Source organism: Nioella sp. (genome assembly GCF_965215655.1).
Classification (GTDB): domain Bacteria; phylum Pseudomonadota; class Alphaproteobacteria; order Rhodobacterales; family Rhodobacteraceae; genus Nioella.
The window spans coordinates 2,624,266-2,643,284 of sequence record NZ_OZ244111.1 but is presented as its reverse complement, the minus strand read 5'-3'; the positions used below and the strand labels follow the sequence as shown (position 1 = coordinate 2,643,284).

15 protein-coding genes are annotated in these 19,019 nt (G+C 64.5%); 13 read left to right on the top strand and 2 right to left on the bottom strand.

Annotation, left to right across the window (positions count from 1 at the left end):
• Positions 1–59 precede the first annotated feature (59 nt).
• Both ACOOEX_RS13190 and ACOOEX_RS13185 read left to right on the top strand, forming a co-directional pair.
• On the top strand, positions 60–1,220 hold the full coding sequence (locus tag ACOOEX_RS13190) for a M24 family metallopeptidase (RefSeq protein WP_420395261.1): 1,161 nt from the start codon (positions 60–62) through the stop codon (positions 1,218–1,220).
• Positions 1,217–1,996 (top strand): carbon-nitrogen hydrolase family protein, encoded by a 780-nt coding sequence (locus ACOOEX_RS13185; RefSeq protein WP_420395260.1) that lies wholly within the window; start codon positions 1,217–1,219, stop codon positions 1,994–1,996. The genes ACOOEX_RS13190 and ACOOEX_RS13185 overlap by 4 nt, the downstream gene beginning before the upstream one ends.
• A 763-nt stretch (positions 1,997–2,759) precedes the next feature.
• Here ACOOEX_RS13185 and glyA read toward each other — a convergent pair.
• On the bottom strand, positions 2,760–4,055 hold the full coding sequence (gene glyA, locus ACOOEX_RS13180) for a serine hydroxymethyltransferase (protein WP_420395259.1): 1,296 nt from the start codon (positions 4,053–4,055) through the stop codon (positions 2,760–2,762).
• Between the two features lie 204 nt (positions 4,056–4,259).
• On the opposite strand from glyA, the gene ACOOEX_RS13175 reads away from it, so the two are divergent.
• From ACOOEX_RS13175 to ACOOEX_RS13125, 11 genes are all read left to right on the top strand, one after another.
• Positions 4,260–5,027 carry an NAD kinase gene (locus ACOOEX_RS13175; protein ID WP_420395258.1) on the top strand — a complete coding sequence of 256 codons (768 nt, stop codon included), beginning with the start codon at positions 4,260–4,262 and terminating at the stop codon, positions 5,025–5,027.
• Between the two features lie 82 nt (positions 5,028–5,109).
• Positions 5,110–7,389, top strand: a complete 2,280-nt coding sequence (locus tag ACOOEX_RS13170) for an NADP-dependent malic enzyme (protein ID WP_420395257.1) — start codon at positions 5,110–5,112, stop codon at positions 7,387–7,389.
• A 273-nt stretch (positions 7,390–7,662) separates the two neighbouring features.
• Positions 7,663–8,439, top strand: coding sequence for an outer membrane protein (locus ACOOEX_RS13165; RefSeq protein ID WP_420395256.1), 777 nt, complete (start codon positions 7,663–7,665; stop codon positions 8,437–8,439).
• Between the two features lie 149 nt (positions 8,440–8,588).
• Positions 8,589–10,478, top strand: a complete 1,890-nt coding sequence (gene prpE, locus ACOOEX_RS13160) for a propionate-CoA ligase PrpE (RefSeq protein WP_420395255.1) — start codon at positions 8,589–8,591, stop codon at positions 10,476–10,478.
• Positions 10,479–10,614: 136 nt separating this feature from the next.
• Positions 10,615–12,123 carry an ATP-binding protein gene (locus ACOOEX_RS13155; RefSeq protein WP_420395254.1) on the top strand — a complete coding sequence of 503 codons (1,509 nt, stop codon included), beginning with the start codon at positions 10,615–10,617 and terminating at the stop codon, positions 12,121–12,123.
• Between the two features lie 66 nt (positions 12,124–12,189).
• Positions 12,190–12,582 (top strand): cytidine deaminase, encoded by a 393-nt coding sequence (locus tag ACOOEX_RS13150; RefSeq protein ID WP_420395253.1) that lies wholly within the window; start codon positions 12,190–12,192, stop codon positions 12,580–12,582.
• Between the two features lie 3 nt (positions 12,583–12,585).
• Positions 12,586–13,893 carry a thymidine phosphorylase gene (locus ACOOEX_RS13145; RefSeq protein WP_420395252.1) on the top strand — a complete coding sequence of 436 codons (1,308 nt, stop codon included), beginning with the start codon at positions 12,586–12,588 and terminating at the stop codon, positions 13,891–13,893.
• Positions 13,894–15,102 carry a phosphopentomutase gene (locus tag ACOOEX_RS13140; protein WP_420395251.1) on the top strand — a complete coding sequence of 403 codons (1,209 nt, stop codon included), beginning with the start codon at positions 13,894–13,896 and terminating at the stop codon, positions 15,100–15,102.
• The gene (locus tag ACOOEX_RS13135) at positions 15,099–16,082 is read left to right on the top strand and encodes an adenosine deaminase (RefSeq protein ID WP_420395250.1); all 984 of its coding nucleotides are present in this window, start codon (positions 15,099–15,101) and stop codon (positions 16,080–16,082) included. The genes ACOOEX_RS13140 and ACOOEX_RS13135 overlap by 4 nt, the downstream gene beginning before the upstream one ends.
• Positions 16,082–16,711: a uracil phosphoribosyltransferase gene (gene upp, locus ACOOEX_RS13130; RefSeq protein ID WP_420395249.1), complete on the top strand. Its 630-nt coding sequence runs from the start codon at positions 16,082–16,084 to the stop codon at positions 16,709–16,711. The genes ACOOEX_RS13135 and upp overlap by 1 nt, the downstream gene beginning before the upstream one ends.
• A gap of 70 nt (positions 16,712–16,781) precedes the next feature.
• Entirely contained in the window at positions 16,782–17,882 is a 1,101-nt protein-coding gene (locus tag ACOOEX_RS13125; protein WP_420395248.1) for an SPOR domain-containing protein, read from the top strand.
• An 11-nt stretch (positions 17,883–17,893) separates the two neighbouring features.
• Here the strand turns inward: ACOOEX_RS13125 and ACOOEX_RS13120 are convergent, their stop codons facing one another.
• Positions 17,894–18,910, bottom strand: a complete 1,017-nt coding sequence (locus ACOOEX_RS13120; RefSeq protein WP_420395247.1) for a hypothetical protein — start codon at positions 18,908–18,910, stop codon at positions 17,894–17,896.
• Between the last annotated feature and the right edge of the window lie 109 nt (positions 18,911–19,019).

Below are 19,019 nucleotides of genomic sequence, written 5' to 3'. Positions count from 1 at the left end.
CTGGCATGCATCCGGCTGTGAAGCGCGCAGGCTGGTCAATAGCCAACAGGGGGACGAGAATGCTCGATGAAGCCAAAAACAGACACGCGCGGTTCCAGCAGAAACTGGCCGAGGCCGGGATCGAGGTGGCGCTGATCACGGATGAAGCCTCGATCGGCTATCTGGCCGGGTTCTGGGGGTATCTGTCGGTGGAGTTCGGGCGGCCCACGGCGCTGGTGGTTCGGCCCGATGCAGCGCCTGTCGTCGTCACGCCGCTGATGGAAAGCGAGATGGTCGCAGCCATGACCTGGGTCGAGGACATCGTGACCTGGGAGGATATGGGCAACAATCACTGGGTCCACGTGTTGCCGAAGGTTCTGGGCGATGCCCACCGCGTGGCGGTGGAAAGGGGCACCTTGCCAGCCCCCTTGCGCAATTGGTTCGACGATCAGATGCCGGGGACCGAGCTGACCGATGTCTCGCCCATCCTTGGGGCCATGCGGATGATCAAGTCGCCCGCCGAGATCGAGGTCATGCGCCAGGCAGGCCAGATCGCGGGGGCGATGATGGGGGCGGCCCATGGGGCGCTGGCAGCAGACGTGCCCGAATATGAAGCGGCGCTTGCCGTGATCGATGCGGGAACGCGCAAGGCCGCGGGCTTTTTGACCGACAGGGGGTGGGAAGCCTTCGTGTCGCCGATGATCCAGGGCTTGCAAATCATGCAGTCTGGCAGCGACACCTCGATGGTCCATCGCCGCGCCAGCGTGAAGCGGCTGGCCCCCGGCGACCCGGTCTATTTCTGTTTCTGCAACATGGCGCAATTCAAGCTCTACAAGCTTGGTTTCGACCGGATGTTCTTCATCGAACATGCCAGCGATGAGGCCATCCGCGTGCAGCAGGCGGCCATCGACGCGCAGCAGGCGGCGATTGCGGCGATCCGGCCCGGGGTGACGGCGGAAAGCGTGGCGGAGGCGGCGAACGAGGTCTACCGGGCGCGCGGTTTTGAGACCGGCTATCGCACCGGGCGCTCCATTGGCATGAGCTATCTGGAAGCGCCGGAACTGAAGGCGGGGGATTGCACCGTATTGCAACCGGGGATGACCTTTGCCGTGGACGGCGGGATTTCTCTGGATGGCCAGTGCGGCGGGCGGATCGGGGATTCCATCGTGGTGACAGAAGCGGGCTGCGACTACCTGACCGAGTATCCGCGGGAGATCCTCTATTCGGGCCGCCTGCCATGAAGGCCGGGATCTGGCAGAGCGACGGGGCGGGCCTGACGGCGGCAGAGCGATTGGCGCGGCTGGAGGCCGCGATAGCGGGGCGGGGGCTCGACGTGGTGCTCTGCCCGGAGCTTTTCGCCTGCGGATACCACGTCGGGGATGGCATCGAACGGCTGGCGGAACCGGCGGACGGGCCTTTTGCACAGGCCGTGCAGGCGCTGGCGGCGCGGGTCGGGACGGCGGTGCTTTATGGCTATGCGGAGCGCGATGGCGACAAGGTCTACAATTCCGCACAGCTGGTGGGGCCGGACGGGCCCATTGCCCATCACCGCAAGCTGGTGATCCCGCCGGGGCCGGAAACCGGGCGCTTTGCCGAAGGGCAGGGCTGTGCAGTCTTCGACTTCGGGGGCGTGCGCTGTGCGATCCTCATTTGCTACGACGCGGAGTTTCCTGAAGGCCCGCGCGCGGCGGCGCTGGCGGGGGCAGAGGTGCTGTTCGTGCCGACAGCGCTGTCGGATCAGTGGGGAAACGTCTCGCGCGAGGTGATGCCCGCGCGCGGCTTCGAGAACGGGTTGTGGCTGCTTTACGCCAACCATGCGGGCGCGGAAAACGGGCTGTCCTATTATGGCGGCAGCCGGATCGTGGGGCCGGTGGGGCAGTGCGTGGCACTGGCCGGGGCCGGGCCGGAGCTGATCACGGCAAAGCTTGACCGGGATGCCGTAGATGCGGCGCGGGCGCGGTTGCCCTATCTGGCGGACCGGGCGGGGTTGCTGGCGCGGCTGGCCGGGGACGGCTAGCGTTTCGCCGCCTGTCGGCGTCGACCCGCGAGCGGACCGCCTCAACCCCCGGCTTGCGCCGGAGGCCTCGTCGGGCCGCGTTGCCACGGGCGTGCGGGGAGGGCGGTTTCTACTGACCTTTGGACGGGCTTGTGGAGGGGATGGGATGCCTCCGGCGGAGGTATTTGTCGCCAAGATGAAAGGAAGGCGTCACAGAAGCGAGCCGCGCAGGACCTCGTAGTCGACCATGACATGGGTCCGGAAGGCCGGGCGGGTCATCAGCCGGTCGTGATAGGCGGCGAGACGGGGCAGGGGGCGGCGGGCCAGAAGGCGTCTGATCCGTAGCGGGCGGCGAGGTAACGCAGGATTGCGCCGGTTTCCCAGATCGGGGCATCGTCGCCATCCCGGATCACCGGGATCTAGCGGTTAGGGTTGAGGCGGGCGAAGTCGGCATTGTCGAGCCCGCCGTGGAGATGGCCGACATCGTGGCGGATGTGATCGAGGCCGAGTTCCCCCACGCATCACATAACGGCCTGAACGTTGGAGGATTTGGCGCGACCCCAGATGGTGAGCATGGCGGTCTCCATTCATCGGGCAGGGTAGGGCGTAGGGGCCGGGTCGCCAAACGGTTTCGCCGCCTCTGGCGTCGACCGGGGAACGCAGCGCGTCAGGCCCCTTTGGGGCCTTCCTTGCTGCGTGCTGCCGCGGGTGCGCGGAAGGGGCGTCGCAATGAAAAGGGCCGCCCCGGTATCGGAGCGGCCGCCTGTCTGATCCGCCGGGGCGATCAGAGATCGGGGTAGAGCGGGAAGCGGGCGCAGAGCGCTGCCACCTCGGCTTTCACCTTTTCCTCGACCTCGGCATTGCCCTCTTCGCCATTGGCGGCGAGCCCGTCGACCACTTCGACGATCCAGTCGGCGATCTGGCGGAACTCGGCCTCTCCGAAGCCGCGGGTGGTGCCTGCGGGCGTGCCGAGGCGGATGCCCGAGGTGATGGTCGGCTTTTCAGAATCGAAGGGGATGCCGTTCTTGTTGCAGGTGATGTGGGCGCGGCCCAGGGCCTTTTCGGTGGCGTTGCCCTTGACGCCCTTGGGGCGCAGGTCGACCAGCATCACATGGGTGTCGGTGCCGCCGGTGACGATATCGAGCCCGCCTTTCATCAGTTGGTCGGCAAGGGCTACGGCATTGGCGCGCACCTGTTGCTGGTAGGCTTTGAACTCGGGGCGCAGCGCTTCACCGAAGGCCACGGCCTTACCCGCGATGACATGCATCAGGGGGCCGCCCTGAATGCCCGGGAAAATGGCCGAATTGACCTTCTTGGCGATGGCCTCGTCATTTGTGACGATCATGCCGCCGCGCGGGCCGCGCAGGGTCTTGTGCGTGGTGGTGGTGGCGACATCCGCATGGGGGAAGGGCGAGGGGTGCTCACCCGCTGCCACGAGACCGGCGAAATGGGCCATATCCACCATCAGGTAGGCCCCGACGCTGTCTGCGATCTCGCGGAACTTGGCAAAGTCGATCTGGCGCGGGATGGCGGAGCCGCCGGCGATGATCAGCTTGGGCTGATGTTCGGTGGCAAGTGCCTGCACCTGGTCATAGTCGATCAGGTTGTCCTGCTGACGCACGCCATATTGGATGGCATTGAACCACTTGCCCGACTGGTTGGGCTTGGCGCCGTGGGTCAGGTGACCGCCGGCATCGAGGCTCATGCCCAGGATCGTGTCGCCGGGCTGGAGCAGCGCGGTGAAGACGCCCTGGTTGGCCTGCGACCCGGAATTGGGCTGGACGTTGGCGTATTCGCAGCCAAAAAGCTGCTTGGCGCGTTCGATGGCCAGATCCTCGGCGATGTCCACGAACTGGCAGCCGCCATAGTAGCGACGGCCCGGATAGCCCTCGGCATACTTGTTGGTCATCACCGAACCCTGCGCTTCCATCACGGCGCGGCTGACGATGTTTTCAGAGGCAATAAGCTCGATCTCGTCGCGCTGACGGCCGAGCTCCTTGGTGATGGCACCGAAGATCTCCGGGTCACGGGTGGCGAGGGTTTCGGTGAAGAAACCAGCGTCGCGGTGGGGCGCGTTCATGGCCTGTCTCCCTTTTGAAGGCGATGAGGGTCGTTTGGCTGCATCTATCCAAAGCAGGCGGGGCAAGGAAGCCCGGAAACCGGCGCATTTCGTCTCAGGAACGTCCACTATCGGAAACTTCGCGGTCGCCCCGGGCGAATCCGGGATTGAGTTTCCAACCGTCACGGGTGAACACTGGCATGACCCAGACCCGCCGGAGACGCCATGCCCGCTGCCCGAAATATCTGCTTTCTCGCCTCTGACGCCCCGATTGCGCAGGAGGCACAGGCGCGCCTGGCGGCCCGTTATGGTCAGCATGACCCCGGCGAGGCGGATGTGATCGTGGCGCTTGGGGGCGACGGATTCATGCTGTCGACGCTGCATGGGACGCAAGATCTGGATGCTCCTGTTTACGGGATGAACCGGGGCACGGTCGGGTTCCTGATGAATGAATATGCCGAAGACGGTCTGATCGACCGGCTGGAGGCGGCGGAGGAGGCGGTGATCAACCCGCTGCACATGACCGCCGTTCAGGCCGGAGGCAAGGTGACCGAAGCGCTGGCGATCAACGAGGTCAGCCTGCTGCGCGCGGGGCCGCAGGCGGCGCGGTTGCAGATCTGGGTCGATGGCCGCATGCGGATGGAAGAGCTGGTCTGCGACGGGGCGCTTGTCTGTACGCCTGCGGGCTCCACCGCCTACAATTATTCGGCGCATGGGCCGATCCTGCCCATTGGCTCGGACGTGCTGGCGCTGACCGCGATGGCGGCGTTTCGGCCCCGGCGCTGGCGGGGGGCGCTCTTGCCCAAGAGTGCCGTGGTGCGGTTCGATGTGCTCGATCATGACAAGCGGCCGGTGATGGCCGATGCCGACAGCCGGTCGGTGGAAAACGTGGTGTCGGTGGAGATCCGGTCCGATCCCGAGATCGGGCATCGCATCCTGTTCGATCCCGGTCACGGGCTGGAAGAGCGCCTGATCCGCGAGCAATTCGCGTGACGCGATCCGCGACGTTGGACCGCCTTTTCGCTTGCCGTGGAATATAGTTTAACGTTAAACAAGTTTCCGGGAGGCCCAATTCATGACCGATGAGAAACACGACGCATTCCGCCAGGGGGCGCTAGACTACCACGAGTTCCCCAAGCCCGGAAAGCTGGAAATCCGTGCCACCAAGCCGTTGGCCAATGGCCGCGATCTGGCCCGCGCCTACAGCCCCGGCGTGGCGGAGGCCTGTGTCGAGATCAAGCGCGATCCGGCTGAAGCGTCCCGCTACACGGCGCGCGGCAATCTGGTGGCTGTCGTGTCCAACGGAACCGCCGTTTTGGGGCTTGGCAATATCGGCGCGCTGGCGTCGAAACCGGTGATGGAGGGGAAGGCCGTCCTCTTCAAGAAATTCGCCAATGTGGACTGCTTCGATATCGAGGTGAACGAGCCTGATCCCTACAAGCTGGCCGAGATCGTCTGTGCGCTGGAACCCACCTTCGGCGCGATCAACCTCGAAGACATCAAGGCCCCCGATTGTTTCATCGTCGAGAAGATCTGCCGAGAGCGGATGGGCATTCCCGTCTTCCACGACGATCAGCACGGAACCGCCATCGTTGTGGGGGCCGCTGCAACCAATGCGCTGCATCTGGCGGGCAAGAAATTCGAAGACATCAAGGTTGTGTCCACCGGCGGCGGGGCGGCGGGGATCGCCTGTCTCAACATGCTGCTGAAATTGGGCGTCAAGCGCGAAAACGTGTGGCTCTGCGATATTCACGGGCTGGTCTATGAGGGTCGTGAAGAGGACATGACCCCGCAGAAGGCGGACTATGCCCAGAAAAGCGACCTGCGCACGCTGGACGATGTGATCGACGGGGCGGACCTGTTTCTCGGGCTGTCCGGTCCCGGTGTTCTGAAGGCGGAGATGGTGGCCAAGATGGCCAAGCAGCCCATTGTCTTCGCCCTGGCAAACCCGACACCCGAAATCCTGCCTGATGATGTCCGCAGTGTTGCGCCAGACGCGATCATTGCCACAGGTCGCAGCGATTTTCCCAATCAAGTCAATAACGTGCTCTGTTTCCCCTTCATCTTCCGGGGCGCATTGGACGTGGGCGCGACCGAGATCAACGACGCCATGCAGATCGGCTGCGTCGAGGGTATCGCGGAACTCGCCCGCGCGACCACCAGCGCCGAGGCGGCAGCGGCCTACAAGGGGGAACAGCTGACCTTCGGGGCGGATTACCTGATCCCCAAACCCTTCGACCCGCGCCTGATCGGGGTGGTGGCCAGTTCCGTCGCCAAGGCCGCGATCGAAAGCGGTGTCGCCGCGCGTCCGCTGGATGATTTCGATGCCTATCGCGAGAAGCTCAACCAGTCGGTCTTCCGGTCTGCGCTGATCATGCGCCCGGTGTTCGAGGCAGCAGGCTCTACCACCCGCAAGATCGTCTTTGCCGAGGGCGAGGATGAGCGGGTGCTGCGCGCCGCACAGGCCATGCTGGAGGAGATGACCGACACGCCCACGCTGATCGGCCGCCCGGAAGTGGTGCAGATGCGGATCGAGCGGGCGGGGCTGACCATCCGCCCCGACCGCGATTTCGAGTTGATCAACCCCGAAAGCGACCACCGCTATCGCGACTACTGGCAGAGCTACCTTGAAAAGATGCAGCGCCGGGGTGTCACGCCCGATCTGGCCCGCGCCATCATGCGCACCAACACGACCGCGATCGGGGCGGTCGCGGTCCAGCGTGGTGAGGCGGATTCGCTCATCTGCGGCACCTTCGGTCAGTATCTGTGGCACCTGAACTATGTCACCCAGCTCCTCAGCGACGGGGGGCTGCACCCCGTCGGGGCGCTCAGCCTGATGATCCTGGAGGACGGGCCACTCTTCATTGCGGATACCCATGTGCACGCGGTGCCGACGCCGCAGCAGATCGCCGAAACCGTGATCGGTGCGGCCCGCCATGTGCGCCGTTTCGGGGTGGAGCCGAAGATCGCGCTCTGTTCCGGCAGCCAGTTCGGCAATCTCGACAGCGACAGCGGCCGGCGGATGCGCGCGGCGCTGGAGATCCTCGACGGGATGGGGCTCGACTTCGTTTACGAGGGCGAGATGCTGGCGGATGCCGCGCTCGATCCCGAGTTGAGAGAGCGGGTCTTCCCCGGATGCCGACTCGAAGGGTCTGCGAACGCGCTGGTCTTTGCTTCAACCGATGCTGCAGGCGCGTCCCGTAACCTGTTGAAAGTCAAGGCAGGAGGGTTGGAGGTTGGTCCGATTCTGATGGGGATGGGGAACCGTGCCCATATCGTCACACCTTCGATCACCGCGCGGGGGCTGTTGAACATCTCGGCCCTGGCCGGTACGCCGGTCCAGCACTACGGCTGACAAACGCTTTTAATTCAAGTGGTTGCTTGCAGAGGGGCCAATCGCAGTTCGCGGTTGGCCCTCTTCTTTTGCCTTGTGCGACTGTGGCGTGTTTGCATGATCGCAACGGCTCCTGCTCACTGGGCAAAATGGGGGGAGATTTCCGGAATCCGATGTGTTAACACTTGTTAATGACGCATTAACGAAAGTTAAGCGATCGTTAATAATAACGTCGGACGCCAAAAAATCAGTCCGGCAGAGGCAACATAAGGTTTCACGAGGAGAAGCACTCCCATGCCCAGACTCCATTCTGCTCTGGCAGCTTCCGCTGCCATGGCCACTCTCGTTGCGGCGCTTCCGGCGGCAGCGGATGGTCCCTCTCCGCAGGTGTCCCCCACCGTCTATGAACCGGCACCGGTTCAGCAGGTTTCCAACGACTTCTGGTCGGGCCTGTTCATCGGTGGTGCGCTTGGCATCGGCATTTCGCAGCACCAGTACAGCGGCAATTTCGATTCCGTCGACCGGCTCGAGTTCTCCCATGATCTGGGCGAACATGGCGGTCTGGCGTCGATTCAGATCGGCTACACCTTCGCCATGTCGGAACGCACCTATGTGGGTGCGACCTTCGATTACACGATCTTTGATGTGAACGCGAATTCCCACATGCAGTATCTCGTGGGTGGCCAGCAGGTGACCGTCGATCAGGAAATCACGCCCGAAAGCATGATGACCATCGGTGGCCGCGTCGGCGTTCTGGCCAACGAGAACACCCAGTTCTACGGCATGCTCGGCTGGTCGCGCGCCAGCTTCGGCGAGTCGCATAACTACAACGGCGGCGGTGTTCTGACCGGTCTGGCCAGCACGGCCTCGGGATCTTACGAGGTGGATGGTGCGACCATCGGGATCGGTATGGAAACCCGCCTTGGCGACCGGACGTCGCTCGGGGTGGAATACCGCTACACCGATCTGGGAGATCAAACGATCTTCAGTTCCAATGTCGGCGGGATCTACTCGACCCAGACCTCGAATGCGGTGCAGCAGGTGCGCGTCGGTTTGAACATGCACTTCTGATCCCGGTCAGTTGCGAATTTTTCGGGGCGTCCTTATGGGGCGCCCCGTTGCTTTTGCGGGGCTGCGTCAATGAAACCCTTTGTCTGACGGGGCAAGGGGATGTAGGTCGTGCCGTAGGGGAATGCAGGACATCTTTTGGAGGAGACGACATGGGCTATTCGCATGTCTACGCCGAAGCCAAGGCAGACCCTGACGGGTTTTGGATGAAAGCCGCCGAAGCCATTGATTGGGTCACGCCACCTACCAAGGCGCTCTTTGACGACAATGCCCCGCTGTATGAATGGTTTTCGGACGGCACGCTGAACGCCTGCTGGAACGCGGTGGATCGCCATGTCGAGGCCGGCCATGGCGAGCGTATCGCCATCATCCATGACAGCCCCATCACCCACTCGAAGCACGAGATCACCTATAGCGAGCTGCGTGACCGGGTCGCCAGCCTTGCCGGGGCGCTGCGCGCCAAGGGCGTGGAAAAGGGCGACCGGGTCATCATCTACATGCCGATGGTGCCCGAGGCGCTGGAGGCGATGCTGGCCTGTTCCCGCCTTGGAGCGATTCACTCGGTCGTGTTCGGGGGCTTTGCCGCCAACGAACTGGCCGTGCGCATCGACGACTGCAAGCCCAAATGCATCATCGCCGCCTCCTGCGGGTTGGAGCCGGGCCGCGTGGTACATTACAAGCCGCTGCTGGATGGCGCCATCGACATGGCAGACCACAAGCCGGAATTCTGCGTGATCTTCCAGCGCGAACAGGAAGTCGCGCATCTGGAAGAGGGCCGCGACTTTGACTGGCACGGCTTCCAGTATGGCGTTGAACCCGCGGACTGTGTGCCTGTTGAAGGCAACCACCCGCACTACATCCTCTACACCTCCGGCACCACCGGTCAGCCCAAGGGCGTGATCCGGCACACCGGCGGGCACATGGTCGCGCTCAACTGGACCATGCGGAACCTCTACGACATGAATCCCGGCGAGGTGTTCTGGGCCGCCTCCGACGTGGGCTGGGTCGTGGGGCACAGCTATATCTGCTACGCGCCGCTGACCTTCGGCTGCACCACCATCGTGTTCGAGGGCAAGCCTGTCGGCACCCCCGATGCGGGCACCTTCTGGCGGGTCATCCAGGACCACAACGTCAAGTGTCTCTTCACCGCGCCGACCGCATTGCGGGCCGTAAAGCGCGAGGATCCGCAGGGTGCTTTGATCGGTGACTATGATATCGGCTGCCTCGAATCCCTGTTCCTGGCCGGCGAACGCGCTGACCCCGACACGATCATCTGGGCGCAGGACAAGCTCGGCGTGCCGGTGGTGGACCATTGGTGGCAGACCGAAACCGGCTGGTGCATCGCGGGCAATCCGCTTGGCATTGAAAAGCTGCCAGTCAAGATCGGCTCGCCCTCCGTGCCGATGCCGGGCTACGACGTGCAGATCCTCGACGAGGGCGGGCATCCGGTGAAGGATGGGGAGCTTGGCGCCATCGCGGTGAAACTGCCGCTGCCGCCGGGCACGCTGCCGACGCTGTGGAACGCCGAGGCGCGGTTCCGCAAATCCTATCTCGACCATTTCCCCGGTTACTATGAGACCGGCGATGCGGGCATGAAGGACGAGGACGGGTATCTCTACATCATGGCGCGCACCGATGACGTGATCAATGTCGCGGGCCACCGCCTGTCCACCGGCGGCATGGAAGAGGTTCTGGCCAGCCACCCGGACGTGGCAGAATGTGCCGTGATCGGGGTGGCGGATGCGCTGAAGGGGCAGATGCCTATGGGCTTCCTCTGCCTCAATGCGGGCACCCAGAAGGCCGCCGAAGACGTGGTCGCGGAATGCGTCAAGCTGGTGCGCGAAAAGATCGGCCCGGTTGCCGCCTTCAAACTGGCCACCGTGGTGCAGCGGCTGCCCAAGACGCGTTCGGGCAAGATCCTGCGCGGCACCATGGTCAGCATCGCCGATGGCAAGCCTTACAAGATGCCTGCGACCATCGACGATCCGGTCATCCTCGATGAGATCACCGAGGCGCTGAAAGAGCTCGGCTACCCTAAGTAAGCTGACCTCCACAGGACAATAACGACAGGCCGGGTGAGTAATCGTCCGGCCTTTCTGCACTGTTAACCAAATCTTAACCTAACTGACGGTTGCATGGTCACAGGGGGCGCAACGCTGCTTGGGCAGGGGATGCGTGATGAACAAGGACGGTGACAGGCCCGGAAACGGTCCGGAAACGAGCGATCTGGAGTCGATGCGCGACGCGCTGCGCCTTTATGGTCATGACATACGCGCGGCGGTTTCCGATATCATCGGCGGGCTGCGGCTGATGGATGTGGACCGGTTGCCGCCCGATGCCCAGACCCAGATCGAACGGGTGCGCGTTGCGGGGGAAACCCTGGCCGAGCTGGTCGATGGCGCGATGATGCTGACCTCGGGCCGTGATGGGCAGGCCACCGCCGCCAGCTTCGATTTCCGCAATTTCCTGGCCGGGATTGATCTGCGATGGTCAGGCCGGGCGCGCGAACAGGGGCTGACCTTCCGTGTCGAGATTGACCGGCATGTGACCGAACGGGTGACCGTGGCCCGCATCAAGCTGGATCGCATCCTCGGCAACCTCATCGCCAACGCGCTTAAGTTCACCGATGCCGGGCAGGTGGTGTTGTCGGTCTGGCAGCACGAGGGCGACATGAACTTCCGTGTCCGCGATCAGGGCAGGGGGTTTTCCGATACGGCGCTGGAACGCCTGTTCACAGCGGGCGGGCGGCCGGAAGGGCAGGACCGGCCCGGCAGCGGCCTTGGGCTGCATATTTCCAAGGGTCTGGCGGATGGGCTTGGGGGAACCCTGCGGGTAGAGAACCTGCCCGAAGGCGGTGCGGATGTCACCCTGACCCTGCCACGCGCGACATGGGAATGCCGCGATCATGCGGCGAATATGCCGGACCTCTCTGACCTGCGCATTCTGGTGGCGGAGGATAACGAAACCAACCAGCTTCTGGTGCGCCAGATGCTAGACGCGATGGATGCGCGGATGATCCTGGCCCGCGACGGACAGGAAACGCTTGATCTGCTGGCGCGTGAGCCCGTGGATATCGCTCTGATTGATATCGAAATGCCGAAACTGTCGGGCATCGAGGTCATGCAACGCCTGCGCGCGACGCCCGGTTTCGACACCCCCCTTGTGGCGCTCACCGCTTATGTGATGCGCGAGAACCGAGAGGCGATCTATGCCGCCGGGGCGGATGGGGTCATTGCCAAGCCGATCCGGTCTGTCACGGCCTTCGGGCAGGCGATCCGACGTCATGTGGACCGCCGCAGCCCGGCGGAGGCCCCACCCCCCGTCACAGTCCCTAACGGAACGCTCGACCGCAACCGGTTCGAGGCGATCCTGCAGGCCGCAGGCCCGTCCGGTCGGAGCGAGCTGCTCGACCATCTGTTGCAGGATTTGCGCAGCGTTCAGGATGCCCTGCAACAGGCTGTTCAGGTCAATGACACGGCCACCACACGGGCGCAGAGCCATATCCTGATCTCCCTTGCGGGTGCCATCGGGGCGGACCGGTTGCAGAACATTGCCGAGGCGTTGAACGCGGCGGCCCACAAGAACCGTCTGGCGGAGGCGCAATCGCTGGTCCAAAGCTGCAAAGAGGCGCTGGCGGCGCTGATCACCCAGGTCGACCGCCGCGCGCGTCGAGAGGACCTTCTGTAGCGGAAGGCTTGCAAGCTCCGGATGGCGGGACCACAGTGGGGGACACAGTTTCCGGAGGTTGCCCCCATGTCCCTCGTCGACGATGCCGCCCGCGTGCGCGAAAACGCCTATGTTCCCTATTCCCGCTTCAAGGTGGGTGCCGCCATTCGCAGCACGGAAGGAAACCTGCATTTGGGCGTCAATGTCGAGAACGCCGCTTACCCGGAGGGCACCTGTGCCGAGGCCGGTGCGATTGCCGCGATGATCGCGGCGGGCGACAGCCGGATTGCCGAGATCGCCGTCATCGCGGATTGCCCCGCGCCGGTTCCGCCCTGCGGCGGGTGCCGTCAGAAGCTGGCCGAATTCGCCGATCCCGCGACGCCCGTGACGCTCGCCACCACTGATGGCAAGCGGCTGGAAACCACCGTGGGCGAGTTGCTGCCGGGGGCCTTCGGAATGGGCCATATGGAAGGGGTCTGATCCATGGACGCCCGAGAGATCCTGGCGCGATTGCGCGTTGGTGACGCGCTAACCCCTGAACATTTCCAATGGTTTGCCAAGGGCTTGGCGGATGGCACTGTCAGCGACTCTCAGGCCGGTGCCTTCGCCATGGCGATCTGCAAAACCCCCATCGGCAGGGATGCGCGGGTCAGTCTGACCCATGCCATGCGGGACACCGGGCAGGTTCTGAAATGGGATGTGGCCGGGCCTGTCGTGGACAAGCATTCCACCGGCGGCGTTGGCGATACCGTGTCGCTGCCGCTGGCCCCGGCGCTGGCCGCTTGCGGGGCCTATGTGCCGATGCTGTCAGGACGCGGGCTTGGCCATACCGGCGGCACGCTCGACAAGATGGAGGCGATCCCCGGCTACCGCGCCATCATCGGCAATGACGAACTGCAAAGGGTCGTGCAAGAGGTGGGCTGCGCCATCGTCGGTGCTTCGGGCGAAATCGCTCCGGCGGACAAGAGGCTTTATGCGGTGCGGGATGTGACCTCGACGGTGGAAAGCATCGACCTGATCACCGCCTCGATCCTGTCGAAGAAGCTTTCCGAAGGGCTCGATGCGCTTGTTCTCGATGTCAAGACCGGCTCAGGGGCCTTTATGGTGGACCCCGCCGATGCTCTGGCGCTGGCAGAGTCGCTGGTCGACACGGCGCAGGGGGCAGGCTGCCAATGCGCGGCCCTGCTGACGGATATGAGCCAGCCCTTGGCCACCACGGCGGGCAATGCGGTGGAGGTGATGGAGGCGATGGAGATCCTGACCGGCTCGGGCGGATCGCCCCGGATGCGGCAGGTGACCCTTTCGCTTGGCGGCGAGTTGCTGGCGCTTTGCGGGTTGGCAACAGATGCGGCGGAGGGGGAAGCAAAGATCAACGATGCAATCAACTCGGGCGCGGCGGCAGAGAAATTCGGCCGCATGGTTGCGGCACTTGGCGGACCCGCTGATTTCGTATCCCGCTGGCGCGACCGGCTGCCCGCGGCCCCGGTCATGGTCGAGATCACGCCAAAAGACCCCGGCAATGTCGCCGCCATCGACACCCGCGCCGTGGGCGAGGCGGTGGTGCATCTGGGTGGCGGACGGCTGGTCCAGACCGACAAGGTGGACCCGGCGGTTGGCCTGACCGATCTGGCCGGGATCGGCGAACGTGTGGACAGCGCCCGCCCACTGGCCCGCATCCATGCCCGCAGTGAGGACGACGCCCGCGCCGCCGCCGAAGCACTGCATCGGGCCTACCGTCTGGCGGATGGTCCCGTCACGCCCCCCGCCCTTGTTCAGGAAAGGATTGCCTAGATGCCCCGCGCGTTTCTGGTGGTGATGGATTCCGTTGGCTGTGGCGGTGCACCCGATGCGGACAGGTTCTACAATGACGGGCATCCCGATACCGGGGCCAATACGCTCAGCCATATCGCGGCGGCCTGCGCGGCGGGCAAGGCAGAGGAGGGGCGCAGCGGACCGCTTGCCATGCCCAACCTCGCGGCGCATGGGCTTGGGCATGCGGTCGGGCTGGCATCAGGTGATGACGCGCCGGGGCTGATGGCTGATCCTCAAGGGCTTTGGGGTGCTGCGACAGAGGTCAGCCCGGGCAAAGACACGCCCTCCGGCCACTGGGAACTGGCGGGCTTGCCGGTGCCCTGGGACTGGACCTATTTCAGCGACACCGAGAACAGTTTTCCGCCCGACCTGATCGAAGAGGTCACGCGTATCGCAGGGACCGACGGCATCCTCGGCAACCGCCACGCCTCTGGCACGCTGATCATCGACGTCGAAGGCGAACGCCACCAGCAAACAGGCTGGCCAATCTGCTACACCTCTGCCGACAGCGTTTTCCAGATCGCCGCGCATGAGGAGAGCTTCGGCCTCGACCGGCTTTACGACCTCTGTGAGAAACTGGCCCCGACGCTGCATGCGATGAAAGTGGGCCGGGTGATCGCGCGGCCCTTCGTGGGTGAGCCGGGTCAATACACCCGCACCTCCAACCGCCATGACTATGCAATCATGCCGCCTGCGCCGACGCTGTGCGATTGGGTGCAGGGCGCGGGCGGCAAGGTGCATGCCGTGGGCAAGATCGGCGATATCTTTTCCATGCGCGGGATCGACGATGTGGTTAAAGGGGCCGATGCCAAGCTGATGAGGCACCTCTCGGACCTTGTGGACAGTGCTGAGGAGGGCAGCCTGACCTTCGCCAATTTCGTGGAGTTCGACAGTGTCTACGGCCACCGCCGCGACGTGTCGGGCTATGCGCGGCATCTGGAATGGTTCGATGCCGAAATCGGCCCGATCCTGGCCCGTCTGCGCCCCGATGACCTGATCATCTTCACCGCCGATCACGGCAACGACCCCACCTGGATCGGCACCGACCACACGCGCGAACGGGTGCCGGTGCTTGGCAAGGGGCCGCAAACCGGGCAGATAGGGTTGTGCGCCTTTACCGATGTCGCGGCGTCCATTGCGGCGCATCTGGGGGTGCCATCACAAGGGCCGGGCAAGAGTTTCCTATGAAAAGCATTCCCAAGATCGAGCTTCACCTGCATCTCGAAGGCGGCGCGCCGCCCGCGTTCATCCGTGGCATCGCCAAGGAAAAATCCGTCGATCTCTCGCGCATCTTTCGCGAGGACGGCAGCTACTCCTACAAGGATTTCTGGCACTTCCTGAAAGTCTACGAAGCCGCAACCAGCGTGCTGACCACGCCCGAGGATTACGCCCGCCTGACCCGCGCGGTGCTGGAGGAAAGCGCCGAAAACGGGGTGGTCTATAGCGAAACCTTCGTGTCCCCCGATTTCTGCGGCGGCGGAGACGTGGGCGCGTGGCGCGAATATCTGCACGCGATGGAGGAAACCGCCGCCAAGGCCGAGGCCGAGCTTGGCATCACCCTGCGCGGCATCATCACCTGCATCCGCCATTTTGGGCCTGAAAAGGCCAAGCCCATTGCCATCTGCGCTGCCGAGACCAAGGGCGATTTCATCACCGGCTTCGGCATCGCGGGCGATGAGCTCATTGGCAAGCCCAAGGATTACCTCTGGGCCTTCGATTGCGCGCGTGAGGCGGGGCTGCGGCTCACCGCCCATGCGGGCGAATGGGGTGGGGCGGAGAGCGTGCGCGACGCGATCCGCGATCTGAATGTGGAACGCATCGGCCACGGTGTTCAGGCCATCACCGACCTTGCGCTCGTTGACGAGATCGCGGAGGCCGGTATCACGCTGGAATGCTGTCCGGGGTCCAATGTCTTTCTGGGCGTGTTCCCCACATGGCACGACCATCCCATTGAAACCCTGCGCGAAAGGGGGGTGAAGGTGACCGTCTCAACCGACGATCCGCCCTTCTTCCACACCACGATGACCCGTGAATATGATCACCTTGCCGACACGTTTGGCTGGGACGAGGAAATCTTTGACGAGATCAACGCCAATGCACTCGCCGCCGCCTTCTGCGATGAAGACACGCGGGCGCTCGTGGCCAAGAAACTGAAGAAAGGGACCTGATGAAGCACTTAACCGTCGTCGATCACCCGCTGGTGCAGCACAAGCTGACTCTGATGCGGGAAAAGGACACCTCCACCGCCGTCTTTCGCCAGCTTCTGCGCGAGATCAGCCAGTTCCTGGCCTATGAAGTCACCCGCGAATTGCCGATGACCACCAAGCGCATCGAAACGCCGTTGCAGGAGATGGACGCGCCGGTTTTGGCGGGCCGCAAGCTGGCGCTCATTTCGATCCTGCGCGCCGGGAACGGCCTGCTGGACGGGATGCTGGAACTGATCCCCTCAGCCCGCGTTGGTTTCGTCGGCCTTTACCGCGATGAAGTGACCCTGAAGCCGGTACAGTACTACTTCAAGGTGCCTGATGAACTGGGTGAGCGGATGGTGATTGCTGTTGATCCGATGCTGGCCACGGGCAACAGCTCGGTCGCGGCCATTGACCTGCTGAAACAGGCCGGGGCCACGAATATCCGTTTCCTCAGTCTGCTCGCCGCGCCCGAGGGTGTCGCCCGCATGCAAGAGGCGCACCCGGATGTTCCCATCGTCACCGCTGCGCTCGATAGCCATTTGAATGAAAAGGCTTATATCGTTCCGGGCCTAGGGGATGCGGGTGACCGCATGTTCGGCACAAAATAGGCCGCCGCCCCCTTTACCTGCGGACAATCCTCTGCCACTGTTTCCAGTACAGCAATGGGGGTTGTCTGGTATGTATCTGTTGCGGGCCGTTTCTGGATTGGCCGTGGCGGCGATTGTCGCCGTTCCTGTATCCGCGCAAAGCATTGCGCAGCTTGGTGGGCCAGCGGAAACGCCGCCCGCGGGCTATTCCTCTGACCAATATGTCGACAGCCGCGGCTGCGTGTTCATCCGCGCAGGCTATGGCGGTCAGGAAACCTGGGTGCCGCGCGTGACCCGTGACCGGCAACCGCTCTGCGGCTATGAACCGTCGTCGGGTGGCTCTGCCCCGGTGGCTGTTGCCGCCGTTCCGGAGCCACCGGCAGAAGAGCCCCCGGTCGAGATCGTCGTGGCCCCCGCCGCGCCGTCGGCCCCCGCTGCACAGCCGCGCCCGGCGTCCCCTGCACCGGTTGCGGTCGCGGCTCCGGCCCCCGCCGCGCGTCCCACGCCTGAGCCGCAGCCCGTGCGCGCGGTCAGTTGTCAGGGCCTTCCCGCCGGTGCGGCGCAGTATATGCAGGGCTCCGGCGTGCGCTGTGGGCCTCAGGCCATCCACCCCGCCGATGGCCAGCCGGTCTTGCGAGCCGCCGGGGCGGCCTCGCCCGCGCGTCGGGTTGAGTTGGCGCCTGTTGTCATTCCCGAAGGCTACCGCCAGGCCTGGACCGATGGACGCCTGAACGCCGCGCGCGGCCTGCCCAATGCAACGGCGGAGGGTGATGCCGCCATGGCCGCGCTCTGGACCGAGACCGTGCCCCGTGTGGCCGTGGACCCCGCCGCCGATGGCGTCGCCGTGAGCCGTGCAGCGGCGGCTCCGGCCTCCGAGCCGCTGGTGACCCGCGCCTCCTCCACCCCGAACATCGCGGCGGAGGACAGCACGGCAGAGGCTCCGGCCATCACGGTGCCCGCCGGTCACCGCTATGTGGAGATCGCCCGCTATTCCGACCGCGCCACCGCCGATGCCGCACGACTGCGCTTGCAGCAGCAGGGCATGGCCACGATGCTGGGGGGCGTCGCACAGGACAGCGGCGATTTCAGCACATTCGTGGTTCTGGCCGGGCCGTTCGATGACGCCGCGATGCTTGGGCAGACCCTGTCCGCTGCACGCGGGTTAGGCTATGGCGGGGCGGTCACTCGCTAGGGGTGGCGGCGTCAGCCCCCGCAGATTTCCTGCAGGGCAATCCAGTTCTGATCCGTCATCAGCGGCGCACGCAAGCGGCCGCGCATCGGATCGCCCTCGATCAGATCGAGAACGGATTCCCCCGTCAGATCAATCGCATAGGCGTATGGTTCGGTCGACACACCTGCCCGCTCGAACCGGGCGAGGACAAGCGGGAGATCCACACTGACGGGCGGTGTTGTCAGCAGCCGGGCCGCGTGGGCGCGCAGGTGGCTGTCGTCAATCTCTCCGGTTGTCAGCAAGCGGCCCGTGGCCATCAGCCCCGATTGCTCCAGCAGGTGCAGCATCGGGTCGCGCAAGCGGCGGCGGAGGTCTTCGATCAGCAGAAAGCCCGCCAGCACTTCCGGCCCTTCGTAGTCCTCGACCAGAGCCCGGTTCACCACGATGATGTTGCCGGGCAGGCTGGCGGTGGTCTGGGCAGTGGACGGCAACACGATGACCTGTGGTGCCTGCGGGCCGAAGACGGCCCTGCTCAGGTCCCGCATCGACGATACCCCGCCGGGGCCGGCGCAGGGGCGGCCCGAGAGATCGGCCATCTCGGCGAGAATGCTTTGCCCGATATCCGTCCGGCTTGCCGCAGGCAGCATTTCCGCGGTCTGGCGGGTCAGGGCGCCGGGGAGCCAGATGATGCAGATGAGAAGGGTGATGAGGCTGAGTAATGCGCCGAGCCAGAGGCGCAGGCGGCCGGGATGGGGGCGGCGTTTCTCGATGGCGTTGCGCACCCGTTCGATGGCGTCGATCATGTCGGGGTCGGAGATTTCCAGCAGTTCGTCAGCCTCGCCATCGGGGGCATAGAGCGCCGGAATCTTCCCGGAATTCAATCGCTTGACGGCAGGCAGAGACCAATGGGACAGCGCCGTTTCGGCCATCGTGGAAATCATCAGCGTCGCATCGCCGAGCGAGATCACAACCTCGCGGCGCTGGCTGTCGGGGGTCTCTCGCCAGAGCCCCGTGCTCTCCAGACGCTGATATTCCGTAAGCGCCGTCATGCCCGATCTATCACCTTGTTTTTCTGACAGAATACCGGAAATACCCGCTCGGAACAACGGTTCTGTGCAGCCCGGTGCCCCCCGTACACCCCCTGTACACCCCCTGTGC